Consider the following 23,402-nt stretch of genomic DNA (forward strand, 5'->3'; position numbering starts at 1 on the left):
CCTAAACATGACCTCGCCGTTATGTGTGGATCGAGGGCGAATCGATCACGGTAATTATCATTCAGATATCCTCGATATGGCCCTCATCGTTGGTGATTTGACGCCTCCAGTGGAACGATCCCGATAGCCTTATTAAAATTCGACAGTAAGTACGAGTAGTACTTTCCCAATGTACGACCTGACAGGATTTCAGCGTGACCTCCTCTACGTGATCGCTGGGGAGGAGGAACCGCACGGACTCGCGATCAAGGAGGAACTCGAGGAGTACTACGAGAAAGAGATCCACCACGGGCGGCTCTACCCGAACCTCGATACCCTCGTCGACAAGGGGCTCGTCGAAAAAGGACGACGCGACCGGCGCACCAACTTCTACACACTCACTCGACGGGGACAGCGGGAACTCGAGGCGCGCCGGGAGTGGGAAGCCCAGTACGTCGACCTGTAGGTACCGATCGAACAGTGAGCCGCGGCTGACTACCGGGGCTGCTGGACCGAATCGGCGGTTCCCCCGCACAGCGATGCATCCCGGATCGTCTCGACCTATCCGATTTCGTATTGGCCCTGTCGCCGCCTTCCGTTCCCTTTCCACTCGAGTTCGTCCGAGTCCGTTCTCCAGGACGTCACTTCGGCAGGCCGCTTATGTACGGTCACGATGAATGATCGCGAGTGAACGAGGTCGCGCTGCAACTCGGCGACGCGCCCCTCGATGAGACGGTCGTTCGGATCGCGCTGGCCGGCGCGCTCGGAATGTTCCTGGGCCTCGAGCGGGAGTGGTCCCAGAAATCGGCCGGGATCCGGACCTTCTCGCTGATCAGCCTGCTGGGAGCCGTCTTCACGATTCTCGTCCTCGAGGAGCCGCTCGTCGGCGGGAACCTGCTGATACTCGGCGGGTTGCTCGTGATCGTCCAGGGCGTGTTGCTCGCCGTCAAGGGGCTCGTCGGCGAACCGGAGACCAGCCTGTCGCTGACGACGTCGGTGTCGATGCTGGTCGCCTACGGCGTGGGGGCCCTCGTCGCGGCCGAATACATCATCGAGGGCGTGACGGTGGCGGTGCTCTCGTCGCTGCTTTTGGTACTCAAGCGCGAACTCCACGAGTTCGCGGGCGGGCTCTCCCGGGAAGAGATGCGCGCGACGACGGAGTTCGCTATCCTCGCGTTCGTCATCTACCCGTTGTTGCCGGCCGAGTACCCCCTCGATATCGGGACGGTCACGATCGATCTCGAGCCCCAGGTGATCTGGCTAATGGTCGTCGCGGTCGCGGGGATCGGCATCGTCAACTACGCGATCGTCTCCACCTACGGCGGCCGCGGGATCGCTATTACGGGATTTTTCGGCGGGTTAGCATCGTCCACGGCGGTCGTCGGTACGATGCTCGATCACGTCAACCAGCGGCCAGAGGCTTCGTCGTACGCGGTCGCCGCGATTTTGCTCGCGAACGCGGCGATGGCAGCGCGGAACCTGGCGATCGCGGTCGGGTTCACCGTCGGGAGCGAGACCGGCCTTCTGGTCGAGGCGGCCATCCCGCTGGGGGCGGTCATCCTGATCGCTTTCGCAGTTGCCGGCACGACTGCCGACTGGAGCGAATCCGGACCGATGGAACTCGAGAGCCCGTTCTCGATGAAAAACGCCCTGGCGTTCGGCGCGGTCTTCCTGGTCGTGCTGGTGTTCGGGTCGCTCGCCGAGGACTGGTTCGGCACCCTCGGCTTCTACGCGACCGCCGTTGCCAGCGGCTTCGTCTCGAGCGCCGGCGCGACCACGTCGGCGGTCGTCCTCTACCGCGGCGGGCAACTGGGGTCGGCCGAAGCCACCATCGGCATCCTTCTGGCGACGGTCTCGAGCATCGTCGTCAAGGCGATGCTGGCGGCGACGTCGGCGAATCACTCGTTCCGGAACCAGGTGGCGGTGTACAGTACGGTATTGTTACTCGGTGGTGCCGCAGCATCGGTCCTTTTGGTTATCTAGGCGGGACGTCTTTCGAATTATTTTAATCCCCTAAAGGTAGATATTCACATATGGACAGAGAGACTGCCGAGCCGAGCGTCGAGGAGATGCCAGGCGAACGAGCGAAACAGTGGGCCAACTACCACCACGAGTTCGCCGCCCCGAGTACGTACGTCTACGAGTTCGTCTGGGACGCGAGCGCCGAGGCGACCGGACCGTTCTGTACCGACGTCGACGGCAACGTCCTGCTCGATTTCACGAGTCACGTCGCCGCCTCCCCGCTCGGGTACAACAACCCGACCCTCCAGCGGAAACTCGAGGAGTTCGATCTGGTCGACCCGCTCAAGATCGCCGGCCAGGACTTCTACGTGAGCGCAGGCGGGTCTCCGTCAGATCCCGACCTCCCCGGGCCGAGCCAGTTGATGGAACGGCTGGTGGACGCGACCGACCACTACGACATGGACCGGGTGTTCCTCTCGAACTCCGGTGCCGAAGCCGTCGAGAACGCGATCAAGATCTGTTACGCCTCCGGCGGCCACCGCGGGTTCACGACCGACGGCGCGTTCCACGGTCGCACCCTCGGTGCGCTCTCGCTGAACCGCTCGAAAACGGTCCACCGGAAGGGCTTCCCCGAAGTGCCGGGCATCGTCAGCGTCCCCTATCCCTCCACGCAGGCGGAGTACGAGTCGAACTGGCAGACCGACGGCCCCGGGGGAAACGTCGTCGCGGACAAGCTCCACCCCGAACAGGGCGTCATCGACCCCGACGAGGTCGCCTACCTCATCCTCGAGCCGATCCAGGGCGAAGGCGGCTACCGGCCCGCCCACCCCGAGTTCGCGCGTGACCTCGAGCAACTGCGCCACGAGTACGGCCTGCACGTGATCGCCGACGAGATCCAGGCCGGCCTCGGCCGTACCGGGAAGATGTGGGGCGTCGACCACCTCGATCTCACACCGGACGCCATCACGGCGGCGAAGGGACTGCGCGTGGGCGCGACCATCTCCCGCTCCGACGTGTTCCCCGAAGAAGAGGGGCGACTCTCCTCGACCTGGGGTGCAGGGGACGTCATCGGTTCGATGCAGGGCGCGCTCACGATCGACATTATTCACGAACAGAACCTGCTCGAGAACGCCCGGACCCGGGGCGAACAGCTCCGTAGTCGCCTCGACGACGCCGTCGAGGACCGGCCGGAACTGGTCGACGCCCGCGGCCGCGGACTGATGCAGGCCGTCGAGTTCGACACCAAGGATCGGCGCGAAGCCGTCGTCGAAGCCGCCTTCGAGCGTGGCCTCCTGCTGCTCGGCTGTGGTCACAAGACGCTGCGACTGCTGCCGCCGCTCGACGTCACCGAACGCGAGATCGATCTCGCGCTCGACCTGCTGCTCGAGGCGATCGACGACGCCGCCGACTCGCAGTAACGATACCGACCGCCCCGGCGATCGTCTATCGACGGCTATCGAGGACTGTTCTTTCCCGCTTTCTCCGTCCGCGAACACTGGCCGATTCGACACCGCTTCGTCAGTTCGAAAATCGATGACGAGTTGCCGATGAGTTAATCACTCGAGTCGGCCAGCAAAGTGATTAGGCCCCGTCGTATCACGGGAGTATATGAGCTCCGGTGCGGGGACTTCCCCATCGACGAACACGAACGTGGTCCAGTCGACGGGGGCGAGTCGTCGCCGAGCCCGGATCGGAACCGAGGCAACGACTCGCAAGCCGCCCGAGTTCCGACCGACCCGGATCCGTCGGACCGCCGGAGGACGGGTCGATCTCTAGATTCAGTTCAACTCATGGCACGCGCGAACACGACGACCCTGACGGAGGAACAGCGACGCAATGTCGACGGCAGCGAACTGCTTGAGGATCTCGGTGTCGACGAGCGGGAGATCGCTGCCAGGAAGCGGATCACCCAGTTCGACGAGGAGGACGCGGCGCGACTCGCGGAGATGAAACCGCTCTTCGCGGCGATCGAGGACGAAACGGTCGACGCGTTCTACGACCACCTGCAGTCGAACCCCGAGACGAACGCGATCTTCGATCGCTCTTCGCGTTCCATCGACCAACTCAAAGGTCTGCAGGCGCAGTACCTTCGCGAACTCGGGGACGGGACGTACGACCGGTCGTACTTCGAGACCCGGGCCCGGATCGGCAAGGTACACGAACTGATCGACCTCGAGCCGAAGGTCTATCTGGGGTCGTACTCGCTGTATTACGAGCAGATTCTCGACGGAATCGTGTCCGAGGCAGTCGACGAAGCACTCGAGCGACGGTTCGGGGGTGACGATGCCGCCGACGCCGGCTCCGACTACGACTCCGACTACGACTCCGACTCCGACTCGATCGACCGCGACACGTTCGAGACCGAACTCGAGGCGGTCACCGACGAGATCCGGAATCGTACCCTCTCGGCTCTGAAGCTCATGCTGCTCGACCAGCAGGTCGCCATCGACACCTACATTCGGTCCTACAGCGAGATCGAGGAGGAGATCGAGCGCCAGCAACGGGTCGCGGCGGACGTCGAGGAGTCGGTCGAACGCCTCGAGTCGGATGCGGGCGTCGTCGAGGAAAGTGCCGCCGAGATCGCGGAGATCACGGACGAACAGGTGGAGTCGGTAGAAGAGGTGTCGAAGGAAGTGTCGGATCTCTCGGCGACCGTCGAGGAGATCGCGGCAAGCGCCGAGGAGGTCAACGCGACCAGCGAGGAGGCCGAGGAGATTTCGGAGACGGCGGCCGACGCCGCCCAGGACGCGATCGAACAGATCGAGGCCGTCGAGGATGCCGCCGCGGAGGTTTCGGCCGACATCGAACGGCTTCGCGAGAGCGTCGACGAGATCGACGACCTGGTTTCGGTCATCGACGACATCGCCGACCAGACGAACCTGCTCGCGCTCAACGCGTCGATCGAGGCGGCCAACGCGGGGAGTTCGGGAGACGGGTTCGCCGTCGTCGCGAACGAGGTGAAGTCGCTGGCCGAGGAGTCCCAGGAGCAGGCCGAGATGATCACGAACACGATCGACCGCATCCAGGAGGACACGGAGGAAACCACCGAGAGCATCGACGTCGCCGAGGAACGCGTCTCCAGGGCGGTCGAGGAAGTCCGGCGGACCGTCGACGGCCTCGAGCGGATCACCGATGCGGTCGGGGAGACCTCGACCGGGATCGAGGAGGTGGCAGCCGCGACCGACGACCAGGCCGCGAGCACGGAGGAGGTCGCGAGCATGATCGATCGGATCGCCGACGACGCCCGGGAGGTCGCGGCGGAGACGGACGAGGTCGCCGACGCGATCAACGAACAGGCCGAACGAACCGAGGAGATCGAACGGTCGATCGCCCGACTCACGACGGATCGGTAGGGCCGCAGGCCCGGGTCCACGTCCCCATCGACGCGTCGGCGTACGAAGGCCGACTTCTCTTTTCGCTCCTCGGCTAACTCGAGTACCGATACGATGATCGGGGCCTACACGGTCGGCAAGAAAGCGGTACAGTTCGGCTACAAACGGTACGGCGTACCCGGCGCAGTCGTCTCGGGCGGCGTCGCCCTCGCCGGCTTCGTCGCCGTACGGCGGGCGCTGCGATCGGCGACGAACGAGGACGAAGACACGCTCACCGAAGCGATCGACGCCGAATCGATCGAGAACGCGGTCGACGAGGGCGGCCTCGGATCGGTGGCGAACGTCGAGACTCTCGAGAACGCGATCGACGTGGACCAGTTGCGAGAGGGGATCGACCTCGAGGACGTCCAGTCGTCGGTTTCGGAGGAGACCAGCGGGTTCACGGACGACGAGGGCGACACGTCGCCGTAGCTGGTTATTCTCCGCGAAGGTCGTTCACGTGGTCGATCCGCCGCTGAACGAGGTCGGGTTTTCCGATGTCGTGACGGACGTGTAGTCCCTCGTCGCCGGCGACCTCGAGGGCGTCCTCGGCGATCGTTTCGGCGTCGGTGATCGAGTCGGCGACGCCGACGACGGCGAACGCGCGCGAGGTGGTCGTGTAGATGCCGTCCTCGCGTTCGTCGACGCTGGCGTAGTACAGCAGGGCGTCGCCGGCGCTCTCTCGCGGCTCGTCGCCGCTCGAGTCTTGCGTTGCGCGGACCGCTCGCGCCACGCTCTCCTCGTCGACCTGTACCTTCGCGCCGGCTTCGGGATCGGTTGGGTACCCCGCGGGAACGGCGTACTTGCAGACCGTCGCCCGCCCGGCGAACTCGAGTTCGGGCACCGGATCGCCGTCCCGGGCAGCGGTGAGTACGTCGAGGAAGTCCGTCTCGAGCACCGGGAGGGTGTTCATCGCCTCGGGGTCGCCGAAGCGTGCGTTGAACTCGACCACCTTTGGCCCCGCCGCGGTCAGCATGAACTGACCGTAGAGGATTCCGCGGTAGTCCTCGAGCGCGTCGACGGTCGCTTCCATGATCGAGACGGCCTCCTCGTAGTCGTTTTCGGTCATGAACGGCAGGTGAGTCGTCGCGTCGGAGTAGCTGCCCATGCCGCCGGTGTTGGGGCCCTCGTCGCCCTCGTAGGCGCGCTTGTGGTCCTGGACCGCGGGCGCGGTCTCGAGCGTGTCGTTGGCGACGAACGCCTGGATCGTAAACTCCTCGCCGATCAGCCGTTCCTCGAGGACGATCCGGTCGTAGTCGGACTCGCGGATGTATGCCTTGCCCTCCTCGGCGGTGACCTGATCGCCGATGACCTTCACGCCCTTGCCACCCGTGAGACCGGCGGGCTTGATCGCGAGGTCGCCGTCGTACTCGTCGATGTAGTCGCAGGCGGCCTCCATGTCGTCGAACGTCTCGAAGTCCGGACAGCCCGGTACGTCGTTCTCCCGCATGAACCGCCGCTGGAAGGCCTTGTCCGTCTCGATTCGGGCGTCGGCTTCCTTCGGGCCGAACGCGTAGACCCCGGCCTCCTCGAGTGCGTCCGCGACGCCGGCCTCGAGTGGCGATTCCGGTCCGATGACGGCGATCCCTGCGTCGACGTCAGCGGCATACTCGACGACCGCCTCTGGGTTGGTCGTCTCGAGCGTCTCGAAGCCCTCAGCGATGCGGGCGATACCGGGGTTTCGATTCCCCGCACAGGCGTAGAGGTCGGCGTCGCTTTCCTCGAGTGCACGGGCGATGGCGTGTTCGCGGCCACCGCCACCGATCAGGAGCACGGTCTCGGACATGGTGGCTAGCGGGACACACGAACCTGTAAAGGTTGTTCTTTTCCGACCACGTAGTAAGCACGTTCGTGTATAAAACAGGTAGCGACGGCATTTCAGGCGACCGGGAACCGAGGGTACAGTTAAGAGGAGTTGATCCGAAGAGAGAACTACGAAGGTAGTTAATATATGAGTGAGCGCGTCATCATCAGCGAGACGCCGTTCGTCGACGTCGAGTTCCAGCGATCGGCGCTCGAGGCGAACGGGATCGAGGTGGAGGTTCGGGATACACACACCGAAGCAGCCGTCGCCGAGGCCGTAGTCGACGCCGACGCACTCGTCGTCGACGTTCATTCGCCGGTGACCGCCGACGCCCTCGAGCGTGCCGACGGGCTCCGGTTGATCGCTCGCGCCGGGACCGGATTCGACAACGTTGACGTCGGTGCGGCGGCCGACCACGGCGTCCACGTGACGAACGCGCCGGACTACTGCACCGCCGAGGTCGCGACGCACGCGTTCGGCCTCCTGCTCGCGTGCCGACGGCGGATCCCGGCCGCCGACCGCGAAATCCGCGACGGTGAGTGGAGCTGGGAGACCGATCGGCCGATGCGGCGCGTCCCCGGCTCGACGCTCGGTCTCGTTTCCTTTGGCGGGATCGCTCGGCGACTGGCCGAGTACGTCGAGGGGTTCGACCTCGAGGTGCTCGTCTACGATCCGTACGTCGACGAGGAGGTCGTCGAGGAGTACGGCGGCCGTCTCGTCGAGTTTCCGGAACTGCTCGCGGAGTCCGACGCGGTCTCGATCCACGCCCCGTTGACCGAGGAGACCCGGGGACTCTTCGACGCGGACGCGTTCGAGCGGATGCCCGAGCACGCCGTCCTCGTGAACGTCGGTCGCGGCGGGATCATCGACGAGGGCGACCTCGCGACGGCCCTGGAGAACCGCGAGATCGCGGCCGCGGGGCTGGACGTCCTCGCGGAAGAACCACCCGGCGAGACGCCGCTTCGAGACCTCGAGAACGTCGTCATCACGCCACACAGCGGCTGGCAGTCCCTCGAGGCCTACGACGATCTGAACCGGACGATCGCCCGCCAACTCGAGCAGGCCCTCGACGGGCAGCAACCCGACCACGCCATCGATCCGGACCCCTGGTCGTGAGCGCGGTCCGGGTGTCGACGCCGGCTCCGGCGCTCCCAGCGATTCCTCGGCCGTGACTTCCGCGACCGGTCGTTTCAATGACCTTCCGTTCGAACCGGTGCGGTATGCAGCCGGGTAGCCCTCCCCAGACAAAACGCGAGAACACGAGCTACGAACGCCACGGCGACCTCGTCGAGGACCCGTACCTCTGGCTCGAGGACGGTGACGACGAGGCCGTCGACGAGTTCGTCGAGAAACAGAACGAGTACGCCGACGCCTACCTCGAGTCGGTCGACGTCCGCGAGGAGTTGCGACCCCGGTTCGAGGATCTCGCGCGGACGACCGATTACGGTTCGATCGCGCCCGCGCCGACGGGCTACTTCCAGGAGGTCGAGCGACCGGACGACGATCAGCCCGTCCTCTACTTCCGGGAGTCGCTCGAGGCCGACCGCGAGGTACTGGTCGACCCCAACGAGTTCAGCGAGGACGGCACGAAGTCGATGGGCTGGTGGGCCGTCTCGCCCGACGGCCAGCGTCTCGCCTACGGCGTCGACGAGGGCGGCGACGAACTGTACGACGTGACCGTCATCGAGGTCTCCTCGGGCGACGTCCTCGAGGAGTTGCCCGACCTCGGCCGGGCGAACGCGGGGATGTTCGCGTGGACGCCCGACGGCTTCTACTACGGTCGGACCGGGCTGGAGGGCGAGGCCCAACTCGAGAAGGAGATCCGCTACCACGAACACGGCGACGATCCGGAGAAGGACGCGCTGGTGGCCGAGGTCGACGACCCGGCGACCTGGCCAATCCTCTCGACCGACCGGGAGGGCGAGCACCTGCTGGTCGCGTTCGTGACCGGCTGGGAGCGAAGCGACCTGTACTACGCTCCTGTCGGTGACGTCGAACTGACGCCGGTGATCACGGAGGCCGACCACTTCTACACGCCGCTGCTCCACGGCGACACCGCGTACGTCCGGACCGATCTGGACGCCCCCTACTACCGGTTCCTCGAACTCGATCTGTCGGGCGAGGTCGGCGAGGTCGATCCCGCCGACTTGCCCGAAGTCATCCCCGAGCGCGAGGGCATCGTGAAGGGCGCGACGATCGCCGACGATCGGCTGCTCGTCCAGTACGAGCGTGCGGCCGTCTCCGAACTCGAGGTCTTCGATCTCGAGGGCGAGCACGTGCGATCGGTCGCGTTACCGGGCTCCGGCACTGGCACCGTCACTGGACTGGCCGGGAACCGCGACGCCCCCGAGGCGTTCTTCGGCTACCAGTCGTTCGACCATCCGCCCGCAGTGTTCCGCTACGGCCTCGGGGCCGACGAGACCGAGGAACTCGATCGGCCGGACGTCGGCCTGGGGTTCGACCTGACCGTCGAGCAGGTCCGCTACGAGTCGGCCGACGGCACCGAGGTCCCGATGTTCGTGGTCCACCGCGCCGACCTCGAGCGGGACGGTGACAACCCTGCCCTGCTGTACGGCTACGGCGGGTTCGAGAACAGCCTGACGCCCGGATTCCAGACGTTCGGCCGCGAGTTCCTCCGTTCCGGCGGCGTCTACGCGCAGGCGAACCTGCGGGGCGGCGGCGAGTTCGGCAAGGAGTGGCACGAGGCCGCCCGCCACGAGGACAAACAGCAGACCTTCGACGACATGATCGCCGCCGCGGAGTACCTGCTCGACGAGGGGTACACCTCGAGCGAGCGGCTGGCGATCCAGGGCGGATCGAACGGTGGTCTGACCGTCGGCGCGGTGCTGACCCAGCGGCCCGACCTGGTCGGTGCCGTCTCCTGTCACGTTCCCCTACTCGACATGCTCCGGTTCCATACGTTCCTGCTCGGGGCGTCCTGGACGAGCGAGTACGGTTCGCCCGACGATCCCGAGGCCTACGAGTGTATCAAGGAGTACTCGCCGTACCACAACGTCGAGAGCGGAACCGAGTACCCGCCCGTCTTCTTCAAAACGGCCGAGGGCGACACCCGGGTCCACCCGGTTCACGCCTGGAAGACCGCCGCCCGCATGCAGGCGGTCGCCGACGGCGGCCCGTTCCTCTGCAAGACCAACCGCGACACCGGCCACGGCACCGGCAAGCCGACCTGGATGGTCGTCGACGAGCAACTCGACAACTGGTCGTTCGTCTTCGACCAACTCGAGGTCGAGTACGTGGCACCGTAACGCGACGGGCGCGGGCGGGACGGAACTGAAAGCTAAAGAACGGCCGCACGAAAAGGAGCGACGATGCAACAGTACCTCGATCTCGTCGACGCCGCGCTCTCTACGGGGACCTACAAGCCGAACCGGACCGGCGTCGATACGATTTCGTCGTTCAGCGAGCACTACGAGGTCGATCTCGGGGAAGGGTACCCCCTACTGACGACCAAGAAGATGGACGGCTACCGGTGGAACTCGATGATCCACGAGGTCTGCTGGTACCTCTCCGGCGAGGAACACATTCGGAACCTCCGCGAGGAGACGAAAATCTGGGACGCCTGGGCGGACGAAGAGGGGCACCTCGACACCGCCTACGGCCGCTTCTGGCGACGGTTTCCGGTCCCGGAGGACGACGCACGACTGCCGGGCGAGTCCTGGCCCGACGACGGCCAGCAGTGGGTCACCGAGGAAGCGGACGGTCGGCGCACGTTCGACCAACTGGGATACGTGATCGACACGCTCTCCGATTCGCCCAACTCCCGGCGACTGGTCGTCAACGCCTGGCACCCCGCGAACGCGGCCGTCTCCACGCTGCCGCCCTGTCACTACACGTTCGTCTTCAACGTCCAGGGCGACCGCCTGAACTGCCACCTGACCCAGCGCTCGGGCGACATCGCGCTCGGCGTGCCGTTCAACATCGCCGCGTACGCGCTCCTGACGAAGGTCGTCGCACAGCAGACCGGCTTCGAGCCCGGCACGTTCGCTCACACCGTCGTCGACGCCCACGTCTACTGCGGCCGCGGCGACCGCGGCGAGTGGTACGCCGACAACCTCGAGGCCCTGCAGTCCCGGCTCGCGGCCGTCGACGACCGCGAGGGGTACCTCGAGATCAGGGAGTGGCTCGAGGCCGAAGCGCCCGCCGGAGGCCGAGGGCGACGAGCGACTGGATCACGTCCCCGGGCTGCTCGAGCAGCTCTCGCGGGAGCCACTGGAGCGACCGACGCTCGAAGTCGCGGACGTCTCCATCGACGAATTGACGGCCGACGACGTCGAGTTGCGCGACTACGAGTCCCACGACGGGATCGAATTCGGGGTCGCCGAGTAGCATGGCCGGGGAGCCGAATTCGGAGACGATTTCCGCACTCGAGGCCGCCGAGGCCACCGACCGCGAACTCGTCGGCATCGTCGCCGTCGCCGACAACGGCGTTATCGGGGCCGACGGCGAGATGCCATGGCACCTCCCGGCGGACCTCGCCCACTTCAAGGAGACCACGATGGACCACCCCGTGATCATGGGTCGGGTTACCTACGAGGGGATCCTCGAGACGCTGGGCGACCCGCTCCCGGGACGAACGACCGTCGTCCTGACGAGCCAGGACCTCGAGACGCCCGAGAACGCCGTCGTCGCGAACGGGCTCACAGAGGCCGTCGAACGGGCCGACCGCGCGGCCCGGGAGCGCCACGACGGGGCGGATCGGATCTTCGTGGCCGGGGGTGCAACGGTGTACGAGGGGTTCCTGCCCGTGCTGGATCGGCTGGTCGTCACGGAGATCCACGACGACCCCGAGGGCGACGCCTACTTCCCCGCGATCGATCCCGAAGACTGGATCGAAGCCGACCGCGACGAGCGTGACGGCTTCGCGTTCGTCGAGTACGTCCGGCGGGACTGACGAGGGTGGATTCGATGTCCGATCCTGGCAGGGAGGCGGTCGTCGCCGCCGTCGCCCGCGCGCTCGACCTCGAGGACGACTCCGCCCCGACCGAGGCGCGGGAACTCGAGGGCGGGCAGATCGGCTCGGCCTACCGGGTCGACCTCGCGGACGGCACCCGCGTCGTCGCGAAGGTCGGCCGGACGCCGCTGTCGGTCGAGGCGTTCATGCTCCGAACGCTCGCCCGTGAGAGCACGCTCCCCGTTCCCGACGTGTACCACGCCGACGACGACCTGCTGGTGCTCGAGTACGTCGAGGGGTCGACCGACCACGACGCCACGGTCGCCCGGGACGCGGCGGACCGCCTCGCGGGGCTACACGAACACACTGCGGACGCGTTCGGCCTCGAACGCGACACGCTCACGGGGCCGGTCCGGCAGCCGAACCCGTGGACCGACTCGTGGATCGAGTTCTACCGCGAGCACCGCCTCGAGCACGTCGAACGACTCGCGCTCGAGGACGGGGAGCTCCCCTCGCGGCTCGCCGAACGCATTGACGCGGTCGCCGCCGACCTCGAGACCCTGCTCGCGGAACCGGACGACCCCGCGCTGATCCACGGCGACGTCTGGAGGACGAACGTGCTCTCGGTCGAGGGGCGGGTGACGGCGTTTCTCGACCCCGCGACGTACTACGCCCACCCGGAGGTCGAACTCGCGTACGTCGACTGGACCGACACGTTCGGCGACCCGTTCTTCGAACGGTACCGGGAACACCGATCGATAGAACCCGGCTTCTTCGACCGGCGACGGTACGTCTACCGGCTCTATCCGCTGCTCGTTCACGTCCTGCTGTTCGGCGGACGGTACGTCGAGCGCCTCGAGTCGACGCTGGATGGACTGGGGTACTGATCTCCGACCGGCAGCTATAAAGACGAGCTTTGGCCGACAAATGACGGGTTTCAATTACCTCTACGGGCGGTTCTCGGGGGATTCAAATACACAGACTCACAAGTTCGGGATATGTCAACTGATGACTTCTCGGAGGCGATCCGGGAATTCGAACGCGACGGCGAGACGTACAAGATGGCAGACCTCACCGTGCTCGAGGAGCAGGGGCTCTGTGACCTCGAGAAACTGCCGGTGAGCATCCGGATCCTGCTCGAGTCGGTGCTGCGCAAGGCACATACGGACGGCGAGACCATCGACGCCGACCACGTGCGCGCGGCGGCGTCCTGGGAACCGGACGTGCCCGACGCCGAGGTCCCCTTCCAGCCCTCCCGCGTCGTCCTGCAGGACCTGACCGGCGTCCCCGCGGTCGTCGACCTCGCGGCGCTGCGTTCGGCCGCGGATCGGAAGGGCGTCGACCCGACGGCCGTCGAACCCGAGGTGCCCTGCGACCTCGTGATCGACCACAGCGTCCAGGTCGACTACTTCGGCAGCGACGAGGCCTACGAGCGCAACGTCGAACTCGAGTACGAGCGCAACGAGGAGCGCTATCGCGCGATCAAGTGGGCCCAGGAGGCCTTCGAGGACTTCGAGGTCGTCCCGCCGGGGACGGGCATCGTCCACCAGGTGAACCTCGAGCACCTGGGGGAGGTCGTTCACGCGCGCGAGGAGGACGGCGAGCAGTGGCTCCTCCCGGACACGCTCGTCGGCACGGACAGCCACACTCCCATGATCGGCGGCATCGGCGTCGTCGGCTGGGGCGTCGGCGGGATCGAGGCCGAAGCCGCGCTGCTCGGACAGCCGATCACCATGTCGCTACCGGAGGTCGTCGGCGTCCGTCTCGAGGGCGAACTGCCGGAGGGCGCGACCGCGACGGACCTCGTCCTCCACATCACCGAACGGCTGCGCGAGGTCGGCGTCGTCGACAAGTTCGTCGAGTTCTTCGGCCCCGGCGTCTCCCAGCTATCGGTCGCGGACCGGGCGACCATCTCGAACATGGCCCCCGAACAGGGGTCGACGATCAGCATGTTCCCCGTCGACGAGAAGACCCTCGAGTATCTCGAGTTGACGGGGCGGGACCCCGACCACGTCGACCTCGTCCGCGAGTACCTCGAGGCCCAGGGCCTGTTCGGGGAGCAGGAACCCGAATACACGGAGGTCGTCGAGTTCGACCTCGGCGACGTCGAACCCAGCCTCGCGGGCCACAAGAAGCCCCACTCGCGCATTCCGATGGGCGACTTGGACGAGCACTTCCCGAGCCTGCTCGAGGAGCAGGGCGTGATCGGTTCCGGCGGCGAACCCGCTGTCGGCGACGGCGGCGGGGCCACGGTCGACTCGAGCGACGCCGGCCCCGGTCTCGGGCTCGACGAGAAAGTCGCCGTCGAACTCGAGGACGGTCGGGAGGTCGAAATCGGTCACGGCGACGTCCTCGTGAGCGCGATCACGTCCTGTACCAATACGTCGAACCCGTCGGTGATGCTCGCGGCTGGACTCCTCGCGAAAAACGCCGTCGAGGCCGGCCTCGAGGTGCCCGAGTACGTCAAGACCTCGCTCGCGCCGGGCAGCCGGGTCGTCACGGAGTACCTGAAGGAGGCTGACCTGCTGCCCTACCTCGAGGAACTCGGCTACCACGTCGTCGGCTACGGCTGTACGACCTGTATCGGCAACTCCGGGCCGCTGCCGGACCCGATCGAGGCGGCCATCGACGACCACGACCTCTGGACGACCAGCGTCCTTTCGGGCAATCGCAACTTCGAGGCCCGTATCCACCCCAAGATCGCTGCCAACTACCTCGCGAGCCCCCCGCTGGTCGTCGCCTACGGGCTCGCCGGCCGGATGGACGTCGACCTCGAGGAGGAGCCGATCGGCACGAACGCCGAGGGCGAAGACGTGTACCTCGAGGACGTCTGGCCCGACGCCGAGGAGATCCACGAGGCGATCCACGGGAGCGTTTCGCCCGACCTGTTCGAGGAGAAGTACTCGCAGGTCTACGAGGGCGACGAGCGCTGGGAGGCGCTGGACGCGCCGACGGGCGACGTCTACGAGTGGGACGACGAGTCGACGTACATCCGCGAGCCGCCGTTCTTCCAGGAGTTCCCGCTCGAGAAACCCGGCGTCGATAACGTCGAGGACGCGCGCTGTCTGCTGACGCTCGGCGATACGGTGACGACCGACCACATCAGCCCCGCCGGCCAGTTCGGCGAGGACCTGCCCGCGGGCCAGTGGCTGAAAGAGCGCGGCGTCTCCCCCCACGAGTTCAACACCTACGGCTCGCGTCGCGGGAACCACGAGGTCATGATGCGCGGAACCTTCGCCAACGTCCGGATCGAGAACGAGATGCTCGACGGGAAGGAGGGCGGCTACACCGTCCACCACCCCACCGGCGAGGACACCACGGTCTTCGAGGCCAGCGAACGCTACCGCGAGGAGGGGACTCCGCTGGTCGTCACCGCCGGCGACGAGTTCGGTACCGGCTCGAGCCGCGACTGGGCCGCGAAAGGGACGGACCTGCTCGGAATCCGCGCGACCATCGCGAAGAGCTACGAACGGATCTACCGGGACAACCTCATCGGTATGGGCGTCCTCCCGCTGCAGTTCGAGGACGGCGACGGCTGGGCAGAACTCGGCCTCGACGGAAGCGAGTACTTCACCATCGAAGGACTCGAGGACGGCCTCGAGCCGAATCAGGAACTCGAGGTGACGGCCGAATCCGAGGACGGCGATGTCACCGAGTTCACGGTCACGGCGCAGGTCGACACGCCGGCAGCGGTCGAGTACGTTGAACACGGCGGCGTGCTTCACATGGTGCTCCGTGAGTTGCTGCAGGAGGAACTGAACTGAGGTCGCCCGGACTGGCCGGGATTCCCGCCGCCCGTTTTCGTCGTTAGAACGCCGGTCGACGCTCTCGAGGAGCGGTCCATCGACCCGTGACGGGAGTGCGATCAGCCGGTCACCCGCGAACGGCGGCGACCGCTAGACCGGCCACGAAGCCGACCAGCGCCAGGACGAAACTCGGCGCGGTCAGCACGACCGAAAGCGGACCGAGTGGTGCGTCCCCGCCGCCGACGGTGCCGACCTCGAGGGCGGCCCCGACGACCACGACGAGGTAGAACGTCCCGCCGGGAGCGAGACCGCACGCGACGGCTGCGGGGAGGCCGAGCCGATACAGTCCGCAGATCGCGCCGGCTACCGCCGGAATCAGCCCGAACGCGACTCGAAAGCCGACTATCCCCGGACGCCCCGATGTACCGATGCCGAGGAGTCCGAGCGGGACGAGCACCGTCGTGGTCGTCGCTCCGACGGCGGCGACCACCGCGAGGGCCAGCCGCGGCCGCTCGGTCGTCAGGTGCCGCCGGAGCGTGACCATGCTCGCCGTTTACCGTTCGGAAAAATAACTCTTCGGTGGCCGGGAGCGCCACGTATTTGTCGTCGGTACGCCCTACGACACACCGTACGCGGGCCGGCGCAGTGGTTTCCCTCACGGTTCGCCGGCTCCAGCCCTCCACGCCGTTTACTATGTCACTCACCCCGCTACTCGTCGACGTCGGTTCGAGCCTCGAGGAGGCGACCGGCCTCGTCCGGTACCTGCTGGTGTTCGTCTTCGCCGCGATCCCGGTGATCGAGATCCTCGTCGTCGTCCCCATCGCGATCGGACTGGGGCTGGACCCCGTCGTCACGGGTGTCGTCGCGTTCGCCGGCAACGTGCTCTCGGTGTACGCACTCATCGTGTTCTACCGGCGGGTCGCAGCCTGGCTACGGCGTCGCCGCGGCGACCGATCGGAGCCGAGCGACCGGTACGCGCGAGCACGGCGGCTCTGGGACCGGTACGGCCTGCCGGGGCTGGCGGTCGGCGGGCCGGTGCTGGCCGGCGTCCACGTTGCGGCCCTGGTCGCGCTGCTTTCGGGTAGCCGGAGCCGGCTGGTTGCGGCCTGGATGACGGCCGGCATCTTCGCGTGGACGATCGTGCTGGTCGCGGTCTCGGTGTACGGATTCTCGGTACTGGGGCTCGCGTAGGCCCGCTCGAGCGGAGGGACGTACGTCGGGCTTTTACAAGCGCCAGCCGTAGACGCCCCCATGAGCGAACCGAGCGCGTCCCCGACCGACCGAAACCGCCTCGACGAGGAGGAGAGCCCGTACCTGCGCCAGCACGCGGACAACCCCGTCAACTGGCAGCCCTGGGACGAACAGGCCCTCGAGACGGCCCGCGAACACGACGTCCCCATCTTCCTCTCGATCGGCTACTCGGCGTGTCACTGGTGTCACGTCATGGAGGAGGAGAGCTTCGCCGACGAGGACGTCGCCGACCTGCTGAACGACCACTTCGTCCCGATCAAGGTCGACCGCGAGGAGCGGCCCGACGTCGACTCGATCTACATGACGGTCTGCCAGCTCGTCAGCGGGCGGGGCGGCTGGCCGCTCTCGGCGTGGCTCACGCCCGAGGGGAAGCCGTTCTACGTCGGGACCTACTTCCCGAAGGAGTCGAAACGCGGCCAGCCCGGGTTCGTCGACATCCTCGAGAACGTGATCGACTCCTGGGAGACGGACCGAGAGGAGATCGAGAACCGGGCCCAAAAGTGGACCGACGCGGCGCGGGACGAACTCGAGGAGACGCCGGGGACGGGCGGACCCGGGGACGCGGCCGTCGCCGAATCGACCGAGCCCACGCCGCCCTCGAGCGACCTGCTCGAGACGACCGCCGACGCGGCGGTCCGGAGCGCGGATCGGGGGTACGGCGGCTTCGGCTCCGACGGGCCGAAGTTCCCCCAGCCCTCGCGGCTCCGGGTGCTGGCCCGCGCGTCCGACCGCACGGGCGGGGAGACGTACCGCGAGGTGCTCGAGGAGACGCTGGACGCGATGGCCGCGGGCGGGCTCTACGACCACGTCGGCGGCGGCTTCCACCGGTACTGCGTCGACCGCGACTGGACCGTTCCGCACTTCGAGAAGATGCTGTACGACAACGCGGAGATCCCGCGGGCGTTCCTGACGGGGTATCGACTGACGGGTGACGACCGGTACGCCGAGGTCGTCGAGGAGACCCTCGCGTTCGTCGACCGCGAACTCACCCACGACGAGGGCGGGTTCTTCGCCACGCTGGACGCCCAGAGCGAGGACCCCGAGACCGGCGAACGCGAGGAGGGGGCGTTCTACGTCTGGACCCCCGACGAGGTCCGCGACGTGCTCGAGGACGAGACCGACGCCGAACTGTTCTGCGAGCGGTACGATATCACGGCGTCGGGCAACTTCGAGGGCGAGAACCAGCCCAACCGCGTACGGTCCGTCGCCGACCTCGCCGAGTCGTTCGACCTCGAGGAGAGCGAGGTGCGAGAGCGACTCGCGGACGCCCGCGAACGGCTGTTCGCGGCCCGCGAGGAACGGCCCCGCCCGAACCGCGACGAGAAGGTGCTGGCGGGCTGGAACGGCCTCATGATCGCGACCTGTGCCGAGGCCGCGATGACCCTCGGCGAGGACGAGTACGCGACGATGGCCGTCGACGCGCTCGAGTTCGTTCGCGAACGACTCTGGGACGCCGACGAACGGCGCCTCTCGCGGCGGTACAAGGACGATGACGTCGCCATCGACGGCTACCTCGAGGACTACGCCTTCCTCGCCCGCGGCGCGCTCGCCTGCTACCAGGCGACCGGCGACGTCGACCACCTCGCCTTCGCGCTCGACCTCGCCCGCGAGATCGAAGGCGAGTTCTGGGACGAGGAAGCCGGGACGCTGTATTTCACCCCCGAGAGCGGCGAAGACCTCGTCACGCGGCCCCAGGAGCTGGGCGACCAGTCGACGCCCTCGGCGGCCGGCGTCGCCGTCGAGACGCTGCTCGCGCTCGAGAGCTTCGTCCCCGACGCCGACTACGCGGAACTCGCCGAGACGGTCCTCGGGACCCACGTGGACCGACTCGAGGGGAGTCCGCTCCAGCACGCGACGCTGTGTCTCGGCGCCGACCGACTCGAGTCGGGCGCACTCGAGGTGACGGTCGCGGCCGAGGAGGTGCCCGACGAGTGGCGCGAGGCGTTCGCGACGGGCCATTACCCCGACCGCTTGATCGCGCGACGGCCGCCGACCGAAGACGGACTCGAGGCGTGGCTCGACCGACTCGGACTCGAGGACGCGCCGCCGATCTGGGCCGGTCGCGAAGCACGGGACGACGAGCCGACGCTGTACGTCTGCCGCGGCCGGACGTGTTCGCCGCCGACCCACGACGTTGACGACGCGCTCGAGTGGCTTGCCGGGAACGCGGCGGTCGCCGTCGAGACCGGCGGCAGTGACGACGAGAACCGGAAGGACGACGACCTCGAGAGCCCGTTCTGAAAGCGGGGACGGCGGGAAAAGCAGGAGTCGGCGGCGCTACAGTTCCTCGTCGATCCGCTCGGCCAGCCAGAGCGCTGGCGGCAGGTCCTCCTCCTCGACGAACCGCGTTACCTCCTCGCCGTCGTCCGTCTCCACGACGACCGTCGGGATGTACTCGACCCCGTACTCGTCGACGCCGGGGCCCTGTTTGTCCTGGTCGACGGCGTACTCCTCGATCCGGTCGTCGGGGACCGCCGCCGCCTCGAGGGCCGCGCCGAGGTCGGGCAGTAGCTTTCGGCAGTCCTTGCACCAGTCGCCGCCCCAGACCTTGTAGACGAGGTCGTCGTTGTGCGCTGCAAGCGTATCGACCGCGTCCTCGTAGGAGGCGGCGTCCCACGTCGGGTTGGGGGTAAGCGTCTCGAGACTCATACTCACGGTTTGCGGCCCCGCCGGCTTAACGACGGTGTTTCCGACAGGGTTCTCGCGAGGAGCCGAACGTGTTCCGGACTGTGTTCGGATCGGTAGGTGAAACGCTGTCCGACGTGCAAAGATTAATGCGATTTCGTAAACTATTCTCAACCGCCTCGGTGTCAGAGGCACGTGGTACCTGGGGTGCCACTCAGCGTTTTCTTGCGGTGTACTCCTCGAGGCATCGAGCCGTGCGAGTCACGACGTTACTCGAACGTCTGGAACTCCACCGTCCGGCCCTCGGGATCGGACGCGAAGAACTGGTAGATGTCGTAGGTCTCGTTGTACCGTGGCTCCTCGTCCGCTGTATCCGCCAGGTCGTCGTAGGCGTCGTCGACGCCGGTCCGGTCGTCGAAGACGAACGTGACGATGCCTTCCGTGTCCGCGGACTCGCGGTCGCAGAACCCGAACCGGAACGAACCAGCCTGCAGGATGGTGCAGTCGGGCTGTTCCCGCCAGACCGTCGCACCCAGTTCGCGGTAGAACTCGACTACCTCGTCGTGGCGCTCCGTCCGAAAGAAAACGATACCGTCCATACCACGACGTCATAGCGACCCGACAAAAAGTCTCCGACGAACCGCCGGCCGGTTTCAGCTCACCACCGACGGCCCGTCCAGCGAATCCGGCGCCCACCCGCGGGACGTCGAACCCGTCTCGGAGTCGGTAGAATTTTTACGCCAAACCAAAGAGTTATAGTATGGTATTTGACTCGATCGACGACCGCGGCCACGAACAGGTATCGTACTTCACTGATCCCGAAACGGGGCTCAAGGCGATCGTTGCGATCCACGACACGGCGCTCGGGCCCAGCCTCGGCGGCACGCGCTTCTACGACTACGACACGGAAGACGACGCCCTCGAGGACGTGCTGCGGCTCTCCGAGGCGATGACCTACAAGGCAGCGGCCGCCGACCTCCCGCTGGGCGGCGGGAAGGCCGTCATCGTGGGCGACGCCGAGGAACTCAAGACGGACGACCTGCTCGAGGCCTACGGTCGCGCGGTCGACCACCTGGGCGGCCGGTACATCACGTCGGTCGACGTCAATACGGGCGTCGAGGACATGGAGATCGTGCGCCGCGAGACCGACTACGCCGTCGGAACTAGCGACGGCCTGGGGAACCCGTCGCCGATCACGGCACACGGCGTCTTCAGCGGCATCCAGGCCTGTGCCGACCACGTGTACGGGACGGAGTCGGTCGAGGGCCTCGAGGTCGTCGTCCAGGGACTCGGGAAGGTCGGCCAGGCGCTCGCCGAAGAACTCGCGGACAATGGGGCCGACGTCACCGTCTCGGACATCGACCAGGATCACGTCGCGGCGTTCGCAGACGAACACGACGTCGACACCGTCACACCGGAACACGTCTACGAGGAGTCCTGTGACGTCTTCGCACCGTGTGCTGTCGGCGGCGTCGTCAACGACGACACGATCCCGCAACTCGAGTGTGACATCGTCGCCGGTGCGGCGAACAACGTCCTGGCCGAGCGCCGACACGCCGAGGCGCTTCGCGAGGAGGGGATCGTCTACGCGCCGGACTACGTGATCAACGCGGGCGGCCTGATCACGGTCGCGAAGGAGTACCTCGGCGGGACCCGCGAGGAGGCCTTCGACGAGGCGGCCGCGATCGGCGACCGCCTCAGTGAGATGATCGACCGGGCCGAGCACCAGGACACGACCGTGCTCGCCGCCGCGGAGGAGTACGCGGAGGAGCGCATCGAAAACGCCGAGTCGACCGACGAAACCGCCGTTCCGGCGGAGTAGATCGATAGCTGGGGATCGATCCGGACGCCCGACACCGGCACGAACTGCCGACGTCCGGCACGCGTTTACGTATCCACCCCTTATGCGGGTGTAATGAAGGCAAGTATCCTGGACACGATCGGATCGCCGCTGGTCCAGGTCGACTCGCCGGAGGGGGCGACGGTTGCCGCGAAGATCGAATCCTTCAACCCTGGCGGTTCGGCGAAGGACCGTCCCGCACGGGAAATGATCCGGGCCGCAGAGCGCGAGGGCCGGATCGAGCCCGGCGACTGGCTCGTCGAGCCCACGAGCGGGAACACGGGGATCGGGCTCGCACTGGTCGCCGCCGCCCGCGACTACGACCTGACCATCGTCATGCCGTCGGACAAGTCCGAGGAGCGCCGGCAGGTGATGGCGGCCTACGGGGCCGACCTCGAGCTCGTCGACGGTACCATGGAGGATGCCCGAGACAGGGCCGACGACCTCGTCGAGGAGGGCGCGATCCAGCTCGGCCAGTTCGACAACCCCGCGAACCCGGAGGCCCACTACCGGACGACCGGCGAGGAGATCGTAGAACAGGTCGGCGACCGGGAAATCGACGCTTTCGTCGCCGGCGTCGGCACCGGCGGAACGATCTCGGGCACGGGCCGACGACTCCGGGAGGAGTTCCCCGAGATGGAAATCGTCGCCCTCGAACCCGCCCGTAACGCCGTCCTCTCGACGGGGAAGGCCGGAAACGACGACTTCCAGGGAATGGGCCCGGGTTTCGTCAGCGAGAACCTCGACCGGGACCTGATCGACCGCGTCGAGACAGTTCGCCTCGAGGACGCCGAGGCGGAGTGTCGCCGCCTCGCCCGCGAGGAGGGAATTCTCGTCGGGCAGTCGAGCGGCGCGACGAGCCTGATCGCCCGCCAGGTGGCCGCGGAGATCGCCGAACCGGGGACCGACTGCCCGGATGTCGTCGGCGCGTTCGACGAAGTCGCCTCGCCCGAGACGGACGGGGGGCGGGGGGCCGAGGACTGCCCGCTGGTGGTGACCGTCTTCTGGGACAGCGGCGAGCGGTACCTCTCGACAGGGCTGTTCGACTGACCGTCCTTCCGGATCGGCTGACAAAACGCGTTTTTTACCTTGGGGAACGGTCTTTACTGTTCCCCTGAAACGCTCGGATACGATGGCACGACGACCCTCCGGACCGATGCGTTCCAGGCGGACCGTTCTCGCCGGCACTGCAAGCGTACTCGCGCTCGGTGCCGGCTGTCTCGACGACGAGTTCGGCGACGTCTCGGGATCGACTGGCGACGACGGAACCGACGACGATGGGACCGGTGACGGAAACGAGTCCGACGGCGAAACCGACGGTGGAGCGAACGGGGGCGACGAAACCGACGACACCAGTGACACCAGCGACACGGACGACGCCGACGAGGGCGACGGCTTCTCTTCCGAGACCTACGCCTTCCAGCACCCCGACGTCCCCGCGAGCCCGGAGGCAGCACTGTTGCTCGACGCGGACGACGCCGACGACTGGCTCGAGGAACGCGGATCGGACGACGGGGCGTCCGAATTCGTCGAGGAAACCGGGTTCGAGGACGCTATTCTGGTCGCTCTCGAGGCCGAAGGCTCGGACCTCTGTCACGAGCTGGTGCTCGAGGGAATCGAACTCGAGGAGCAGAACGGGGACGGGGACGGGGACGGGGACGGGGACGACGAGCGACTGGTCGTCGAGGCCAGCGTGAGCGACGGCCAGGACGAGACACAGGCCTGCGCGGAACAGATTACGGCGGTCGCGCTCCTCGTTCGGGTGGTCTTCGAGGACGAGCCCGTTACGGAACTCTCGGCGACGATCGTCGACCAGGAGGGCCGAAAACACGAGCGGGGGATCGGCGTCGACACGGCGACGGCGGAGACCGCCACCGACGAGTAGCCGTTCCCGGCGTTGTCGTCGTCCTCG

At 67.0% G+C, this 23,402-nt stretch carries 19 protein-coding genes and 1 pseudogene; 16 read left to right on the forward strand and 4 right to left on the reverse strand.

Features of this window, described 5'->3' with window-relative positions; genetic code table 11:
- The first annotated feature begins 169 nt into the window (after positions 1–169).
- The 5 genes from CHINAEXTREME_RS16255 (at position 170) to CHINAEXTREME_RS16275 (ending at position 5,744) form a co-directional block, all read left to right on the forward strand.
- The gene (locus CHINAEXTREME_RS16255) at positions 170–445 is read left to right on the forward strand and encodes a PadR family transcriptional regulator (RefSeq protein WP_005576842.1); all 276 of its coding nucleotides are present in this window, start codon (positions 170–172) and stop codon (positions 443–445) included.
- Between the two features lie 221 nt (positions 446–666).
- On the forward strand, positions 667–1,962 hold the full coding sequence (locus CHINAEXTREME_RS16260) for an MgtC/SapB family protein (protein WP_007142876.1): 1,296 nt from the start codon (positions 667–669) through the stop codon (positions 1,960–1,962).
- Positions 1,963–2,012: 50 nt separating this feature from the next.
- Entirely contained in the window at positions 2,013–3,359 is a 1,347-nt protein-coding gene (locus tag CHINAEXTREME_RS16265) for an aminotransferase class III-fold pyridoxal phosphate-dependent enzyme (protein WP_007142877.1), read from the forward strand.
- A gap of 372 nt (positions 3,360–3,731) precedes the next feature.
- Positions 3,732–5,294 (forward strand): globin-coupled sensor protein, encoded by a 1,563-nt coding sequence (locus tag CHINAEXTREME_RS16270; RefSeq protein ID WP_007142878.1) that lies wholly within the window; start codon positions 3,732–3,734, stop codon positions 5,292–5,294.
- 93 nt (positions 5,295–5,387) lie between these two features.
- Entirely contained in the window at positions 5,388–5,744 is a 357-nt protein-coding gene (locus CHINAEXTREME_RS16275; protein WP_007142879.1) for a hypothetical protein, read from the forward strand.
- 4 nt (positions 5,745–5,748) lie between these two features.
- Here the strand turns inward: CHINAEXTREME_RS16275 and purD are convergent, their stop codons facing one another.
- Entirely contained in the window at positions 5,749–7,098 is a 1,350-nt protein-coding gene (gene purD, locus CHINAEXTREME_RS16280; RefSeq protein WP_007142880.1) for a phosphoribosylamine--glycine ligase, read from the reverse strand.
- Between the two features lie 165 nt (positions 7,099–7,263).
- On the opposite strand from purD, the gene CHINAEXTREME_RS16285 reads away from it, so the two are divergent.
- From CHINAEXTREME_RS16285 to acnA, 6 genes and pseudogenes are all read left to right on the forward strand, one after another.
- Positions 7,264–8,232, forward strand: a complete 969-nt coding sequence (locus CHINAEXTREME_RS16285; protein WP_007142881.1) for a C-terminal binding protein — start codon at positions 7,264–7,266, stop codon at positions 8,230–8,232.
- A 104-nt stretch (positions 8,233–8,336) separates the two neighbouring features.
- Entirely contained in the window at positions 8,337–10,382 is a 2,046-nt protein-coding gene (locus CHINAEXTREME_RS16290) for a prolyl oligopeptidase family serine peptidase (RefSeq protein WP_010546820.1), read from the forward strand.
- A gap of 63 nt (positions 10,383–10,445) precedes the next feature.
- Positions 10,446–11,463 (forward strand): annotated as a pseudogene (thyA, locus tag CHINAEXTREME_RS16295) (thymidylate synthase).
- Between the two features lies 1 nt (position 11,464).
- A complete protein-coding gene (locus CHINAEXTREME_RS16300; protein WP_007142883.1) occupies positions 11,465–12,028 on the forward strand; it encodes a dihydrofolate reductase in 564 nt (187 codons plus the stop codon).
- Positions 12,029–12,042: 14 nt separating this feature from the next.
- Positions 12,043–12,915 (forward strand): fructosamine kinase family protein, encoded by an 873-nt coding sequence (locus CHINAEXTREME_RS16305; RefSeq protein WP_007142884.1) that lies wholly within the window; start codon positions 12,043–12,045, stop codon positions 12,913–12,915.
- Positions 12,916–13,026: 111 nt separating this feature from the next.
- Positions 13,027–15,792 (forward strand): aconitate hydratase AcnA, encoded by a 2,766-nt coding sequence (gene acnA / locus CHINAEXTREME_RS16310; RefSeq protein ID WP_007142885.1) that lies wholly within the window; start codon positions 13,027–13,029, stop codon positions 15,790–15,792.
- 109 nt (positions 15,793–15,901) lie between these two features.
- On the opposite strand, the gene CHINAEXTREME_RS16315 is transcribed toward acnA, so the two are convergent.
- On the reverse strand, positions 15,902–16,318 hold the full coding sequence (locus CHINAEXTREME_RS16315) for a hypothetical protein (protein ID WP_007142886.1): 417 nt from the start codon (positions 16,316–16,318) through the stop codon (positions 15,902–15,904).
- Between the two features lie 149 nt (positions 16,319–16,467).
- Between CHINAEXTREME_RS16315 and CHINAEXTREME_RS16320 the strand changes: the two genes are divergently transcribed.
- Both CHINAEXTREME_RS16320 and CHINAEXTREME_RS16325 read left to right on the forward strand, forming a co-directional pair.
- Positions 16,468–16,965: a small multi-drug export protein gene (locus CHINAEXTREME_RS16320; protein ID WP_007142887.1), complete on the forward strand. Its 498-nt coding sequence runs from the start codon at positions 16,468–16,470 to the stop codon at positions 16,963–16,965.
- Positions 16,966–17,025: 60 nt separating this feature from the next.
- Positions 17,026–19,266 carry a thioredoxin domain-containing protein gene (locus CHINAEXTREME_RS16325; RefSeq protein ID WP_007142888.1) on the forward strand — a complete coding sequence of 747 codons (2,241 nt, stop codon included), beginning with the start codon at positions 17,026–17,028 and terminating at the stop codon, positions 19,264–19,266.
- Positions 19,267–19,302: 36 nt separating this feature from the next.
- On the opposite strand, the gene CHINAEXTREME_RS16330 is transcribed toward CHINAEXTREME_RS16325, so the two are convergent.
- Both CHINAEXTREME_RS16330 and CHINAEXTREME_RS16335 read right to left on the reverse strand, forming a co-directional pair.
- Positions 19,303–19,674 (reverse strand): TlpA family protein disulfide reductase, encoded by a 372-nt coding sequence (locus CHINAEXTREME_RS16330; protein ID WP_007142889.1) that lies wholly within the window; start codon positions 19,672–19,674, stop codon positions 19,303–19,305.
- A 245-nt stretch (positions 19,675–19,919) separates the two neighbouring features.
- Complete coding sequence (locus tag CHINAEXTREME_RS16335) at positions 19,920–20,249, reverse strand: hypothetical protein (RefSeq protein WP_007142890.1); 330 nt, start codon at positions 20,247–20,249, stop codon at positions 19,920–19,922.
- A gap of 161 nt (positions 20,250–20,410) precedes the next feature.
- Between CHINAEXTREME_RS16335 and CHINAEXTREME_RS16340 the strand changes: the two genes are divergently transcribed.
- The 3 genes from CHINAEXTREME_RS16340 to CHINAEXTREME_RS16350 all read left to right on the forward strand — a co-directional run bounded on the left by CHINAEXTREME_RS16340 (position 20,411) and on the right by CHINAEXTREME_RS16350 (position 23,375).
- Entirely contained in the window at positions 20,411–21,472 is a 1,062-nt protein-coding gene (locus CHINAEXTREME_RS16340; protein WP_007142891.1) for a Leu/Phe/Val dehydrogenase, read from the forward strand.
- Positions 21,473–21,565: 93 nt separating this feature from the next.
- Complete coding sequence (locus CHINAEXTREME_RS16345) at positions 21,566–22,540, forward strand: PLP-dependent cysteine synthase family protein (protein WP_007142892.1); 975 nt, start codon at positions 21,566–21,568, stop codon at positions 22,538–22,540.
- A gap of 82 nt (positions 22,541–22,622) precedes the next feature.
- Positions 22,623–23,375, forward strand: coding sequence for a hypothetical protein (locus tag CHINAEXTREME_RS16350; RefSeq protein WP_238593304.1), 753 nt, complete (start codon positions 22,623–22,625; stop codon positions 23,373–23,375).
- Positions 23,376–23,402 lie beyond the last annotated feature (27 nt).

The sequence above is a fragment of the Halobiforma lacisalsi AJ5 genome (assembly GCF_000226975.2).
In the GTDB taxonomy this organism is placed as follows: Archaea; Halobacteriota; Halobacteria; order Halobacteriales; family Natrialbaceae; genus Natronobacterium; species Natronobacterium lacisalsi.